The 4,302-nt window shown below is 71.4% G+C and carries 5 protein-coding genes; 3 read left to right on the top strand and 2 right to left on the bottom strand.

What is annotated here, in order from left to right:
- Window positions 1-836 (bottom strand): AfsR/SARP family transcriptional regulator (locus HW578_RS23525; protein ID WP_304621648.1); only part of this gene is annotated, 836 nt, incomplete at its 3' end.
- A gap of 372 nt (window positions 837-1,208) precedes the next feature.
- Between HW578_RS23525 and HW578_RS23520 the strand changes: the two genes are divergently transcribed.
- The 3 genes from HW578_RS23520 to HW578_RS23510 all read left to right on the top strand — a co-directional run bounded on the left by HW578_RS23520 (window position 1,209) and on the right by HW578_RS23510 (window position 3,379).
- Window positions 1,209-1,508, top strand: coding sequence for a hypothetical protein (locus HW578_RS23520; RefSeq protein ID WP_232479235.1), 300 nt, complete (start codon window positions 1,209-1,211; stop codon window positions 1,506-1,508).
- A gap of 75 nt (window positions 1,509-1,583) precedes the next feature.
- Complete coding sequence (locus HW578_RS23515) at window positions 1,584-2,396, top strand: DUF6065 family protein (protein ID WP_198373138.1); 813 nt, start codon at window positions 1,584-1,586, stop codon at window positions 2,394-2,396.
- A gap of 170 nt (window positions 2,397-2,566) precedes the next feature.
- A complete protein-coding gene (locus tag HW578_RS23510) occupies window positions 2,567-3,379 on the top strand; it encodes a DUF169 domain-containing protein (protein WP_198373137.1) in 813 nt (270 codons plus the stop codon).
- A gap of 145 nt (window positions 3,380-3,524) precedes the next feature.
- Here the strand turns inward: HW578_RS23510 and HW578_RS23505 are convergent.
- A partial coding sequence (locus HW578_RS23505) for a UdgX family uracil-DNA binding protein (protein WP_232479234.1) occupies window positions 3,525-4,302 on the bottom strand: 778 nt, incomplete at its 5' end.

Genomic DNA, 4,302 nt, shown 5'->3' with positions numbered 1-4,302 from the left:
CCGCGGGCGGCGGAACGGCGCACCGGGCGGGGCGGCGGCGTGGCGACCTCGCCGCGCAGCGATTCGGCGAGCGCGGCGGTCTCGGGCGAGGGCGCGCCCCGGAATCGATCGGCGAAGACGCGCCGGCATTCCTCCCAGGCGGCGAAGGCTGCGCCGCGGTCGCCGCGCTCGGCCTCGGCGCGGATCAGGGTGCGCCAGACCGGTTCCTGGGCGGCATCGATGGCGAGCACGCGCCGCGCTTCCTGCGCCCGCGCCTCGGGGCCGGCGGCGGCCGCGAGGCGGGCAGTGGCGGCATCGAGGGCCGAGTCGCGCAGGCGGCGCCGCTGGTCGGTCAGCCAGGCGTCGAAGGCGGCGTCGAGGCTGTCGAGGTCCGAAAGCAGTTCGGCCTGCAGCAGGTTCAGCGCCTCGGGCCTGTCGCGGGCCATGCGCGGCAATTCGCGCGCGTCGATCCATACGCCGGTGGTGTTCAGCGCAACCGTCTCGCGCGTCGCGACGATCAGCCCCTTCCCCCAGTCGCCGAGCGAGTCCTGGAGCTCATGGAGGGCCTGGCGGAGCGAACCACGGGCCTGTTCCTCCCCGCGGCGGCTCCAGAGCAGGTCGGCCAGGCGCTGGCGGGACACGGGTTCGGGCGACTCGATGGCGAGCACGGCCAGGACGCCACGGGTTTTTCGCGAGCGCGGCAGCAGGGGATCGCCCATGAAGGACCGTACATCCAGGCGGCCGAGCATGGTGATGCGCAGCCGAATGGAGGGCACGGCGCCGAGCGCACCCTGGGGCAGGACAAGGTCGCGGGGAGGTTTGTCGTCCTGCCCGAGACGGCTAACGGAATCTGACATGCTCACGCTGTCATAACGTGTGCCATGGCGTTTACCAAACCCCGGCCGCGCAACCCTGGGTGATGTTGTCCGGCGGTCGACCAGCGCAACCTTCGGTTTCAGCAATAACCTTAGTGCGCATCTTCGGGTGCATGCCGGCAAACCAGCGCCACCCGCGATGATCTCAGGGAGTGAATAACTAATAGGTTGTATCCCCACCCGTTATTTTCGCGTGAGCGACGTCATCCCTGCATGAATCCAGCGTTCGCTTGAGTCATGGTGAGGGCCTTTGAACCACCGATTAGAGGGTTGACGTGATCGTTTTCCTATCACTCTAGTCTATAAGGAAAAAAATTACATACAAGTAGGAAAGATTACTTGCGGTTGTCGTCGATGATCTTCAACTTCCGGGTGTCTGGCGCCGCCAGATCGAGATTTCGAACACCGGAGCATCGTCCCATGGCCACCATTCCCGCCTCCGTCTCCGACAAGGGCACCGTCCGCACCGGCGCCGGCATGCGCACGCCCGCCTCCGTCGCCGACAAGGGCACCGTCCGCATCGGCGCCGGCATGCGCACGCCCGCCTCCGTCGCCGACAAGGGCACCGTCCGCACCGGCGCTGGCATGCGCACCCCGGCCTCCGTCGCCGACAAGGGCACCGTCCGCATCGGCGCCGGCATGCGCCGCGGCTGATCCCCGGAGCTGGGGGCTCCCCGCGCGGGAGCCCCCGCCCCCGTTTCCCTGACCGCACCGCCAAGGACACGCACCATGGCCCCGGACCGGACGCCCATCGTCGCCTTCCACCGCCTGATCCCCGGCATCCCGGCGCCCGAGCGCGCCGATCGCTCGGGCCTCGGCGGCCTGCCGACGCGCGCCTTCCGGTACTGCGACGCGGTCACGACGGCCGCCGGCTTCGGCTGGCACATCACCGCGCCGCTCGACCTCGCCCTCATGTGGGACGGGCACGAAGTGCTCTGGACCTGCGAGGAGCTCGAGCATGAATGGATGCCGCTCGGCCTCGGTGCTGTGCAGTACCCGCATTTCCGCGCCCGCTTCGACGAGGAGGTGCCGGAGGACATCCGCGGCTTTTCGCCGCCCTTCCTGACCGGCCTGCCCGAACCAGGCGTGGTGCAGATGTGGACCGGCCTGTTCGTGCGCACCGCGCCCGGCTGGTCTCTGCTGTCGCGCAGCCCCGCCAACCTGCCGCGCTCCCCGCATTACGAGCAGTTCGAGGGTGTCGTGGAATTCGACAAGTGGTTCGGCCCGCTGTTCACGAACATCCGCCTGACGCGCACTGACACGCCGGTGCAGATCAACCAGCTCCGTCCCATCCTGCAGGTGCAGCCGATCCCGCAATTCGCCTACGCCGATGCGGTGATGAACGCGCACTCCGTGACCGACGCCTTCACCCAGTGGGGCGATGCGGAATGGGATGCGTATCGCACCAGCGTGGTCGCGCCCGCGAGCGTCGAGGAACACCAGCCCGGCCACTACGCCGCCGAGATCCGCCGCGCTCGCCGCGGCCAGGGATGCCCCTTCGCGGCCATGGCCGCAGCCCGAGAAGCCGCGCCGGCAGCCTGACCCCAGCCGGCGCCGCTGAAGCCGCCGACCCCCTTACTACGGGGTCGGCGGCTCACTGCTTTCTTGCCTCCCGGTCGCGATGGCGCATCATCGCGCAGAGGACGCGCGTGGCGACTCATCGCGCGGAAGACGCGCGTGGCGCACCGCCGCGCGATGCAGGAGGAAACCCCATGAACGATGCGCCACCGGCCGCGGACGCCGCGCCGCCCGACGCGAAGCAGGTCGCCGAACTCGCCCGCCAACTGACCGAGCTGCTGCGCCTGCGCACCCTGCCGTTCGGCATGAAGCTGTTCGAGAGCGCGGAGGAGATGGCCAAGGTCCCGGGCCTGCGCCGCCCGCCCGAGGGGCGGAAATTCTCCACCTGCCAGCTGGTGACCCAGGCGCGCATCGCCGGCTTCACCATGGGCATCACGCACGACAACGTCCCCGGCTTCTCCAATTGCGGCGGCGTGATCGGGCTGAACGAGCCCTCCGAGCTCTATCTCTCCGGCCGCAAGTTCGAAGGCGTCTGGTTCGAGAACCGCGAGGCCGCCGCCCTTCACCAGGCGCAGATGCCGCGCGTGCCCGCGCGCTACGCCGGCCTCGTCGTCTCGCCGCTGCGCAGCGCGCGGCTCGACCCCCCCGACATCTGCCTGTTCTACGCCAACCCGGCGCAGATGATCCTCTTCATCAACGGGCTGCAGTGGAAGACGTACAGGCGCTTCGACTTCTCCATCACCGGGGAGAGCGCCTGCGCCGATTCCTGGGGCCGCGCCCTGCGCGACCGCGCGCCCTGCCTGTCCATCCCCTGCTACGCGGAGCGCCGCTACGGCGGCGTTGCGGACGACGAGATGCTGATGGCCCTGCCGCCGGCCGACATGGCGGTGGCCGTGGAGGGGTTGCTCGGCCTGTCCAAGGCGGGCCTGCGCTACCCCATCATGCCCTATGGCCCGCAGGCCGATCCCGGCGAGGGCATGGCGAAGTCCTACGCCGGCAAGGTCTGACCGGCATCGCCGCGCGGCGCGGGCCCGTCGCGCTCCGCGCCGCCCGCCAGCGTTTCGCCGTCCTGCCTTCCGAACGCCGGGCGCGGCGGCTTCGCCGCGCGGGCATCGCCGGACGACCGTCGGCGCGCAGGCGCGGCCCTTGGCGTCACCGCACCTCCGGCGGGTCGCATCCCCGGCTTCGGCCCTGCCGGCCATGGGTCGGAGGTTCTTGCGCCCGGCCGCAGGCTTCCACGGGCACGCGCGGCGCCCGCGCTGCCAGGTGACCTCGTGCCGCGGCCAGGTCGGCATGGAAGCGCGCCGTCTCCTCCGCTGCGCGCCGCGCATCGGGCAGGCGCAGCAGATGGGCCGGGTGGGTCGTGACCAGCAGTTCGCGCCCCGGCCCGAATGGCAGGACGCGGCCGCGCAGGTCGCCGATGCGCCGCGTCCCGCCGGTCAGCGCGAAGGCGGCGGTCACGCCCATCGCGACGACCAACCGCGGCCGCACCAGCGCGATCTCCTGCCGCAGCCACCAGCGGCAGTGTTCGACCTCCTCGGCCCTGGGCGTGACATGCAGCCGACGCTTGCCGCGTGGCTCGTGCTTGAAGTGCTTCACCGCATTGGTGAGGTAGACGCCGGCGCGATCGATCCCGGCCGTAGACAGCGCACGGTCCAGCACCGCACCGGCAGGCCCGACGAAGGGACGCCCGGCCAGGTCCTCGCGATCGCCGGGCTGCTCGCCCACGATCATCAGCGCGGCGCGGTCCGGGCCTTCGCCGAACACCGCCTGGGTCGCATCGCAATGCAGCGGGCAGCGCGTGCAGCCACGCGCGGCCTCGCGCAGCGCGGCGAGCGAGCCGGGCGGCGTAGCCCCGTCACCAGCCGGCGCCGCAGCGTCCTCCGCCGCGCGCCGCCGCGCCTGGATGCGTGCGTGATGCGCCGGGGGC

The sequence above is a fragment of the Roseomonas rosulenta genome, assembly GCF_016106005.1.
GTDB classification, from domain to species: domain Bacteria; phylum Pseudomonadota; class Alphaproteobacteria; order Acetobacterales; family Acetobacteraceae; genus Neoroseomonas; species Neoroseomonas rosulenta.
This window is presented reverse-complemented; position numbering and strand designations above follow the sequence as displayed.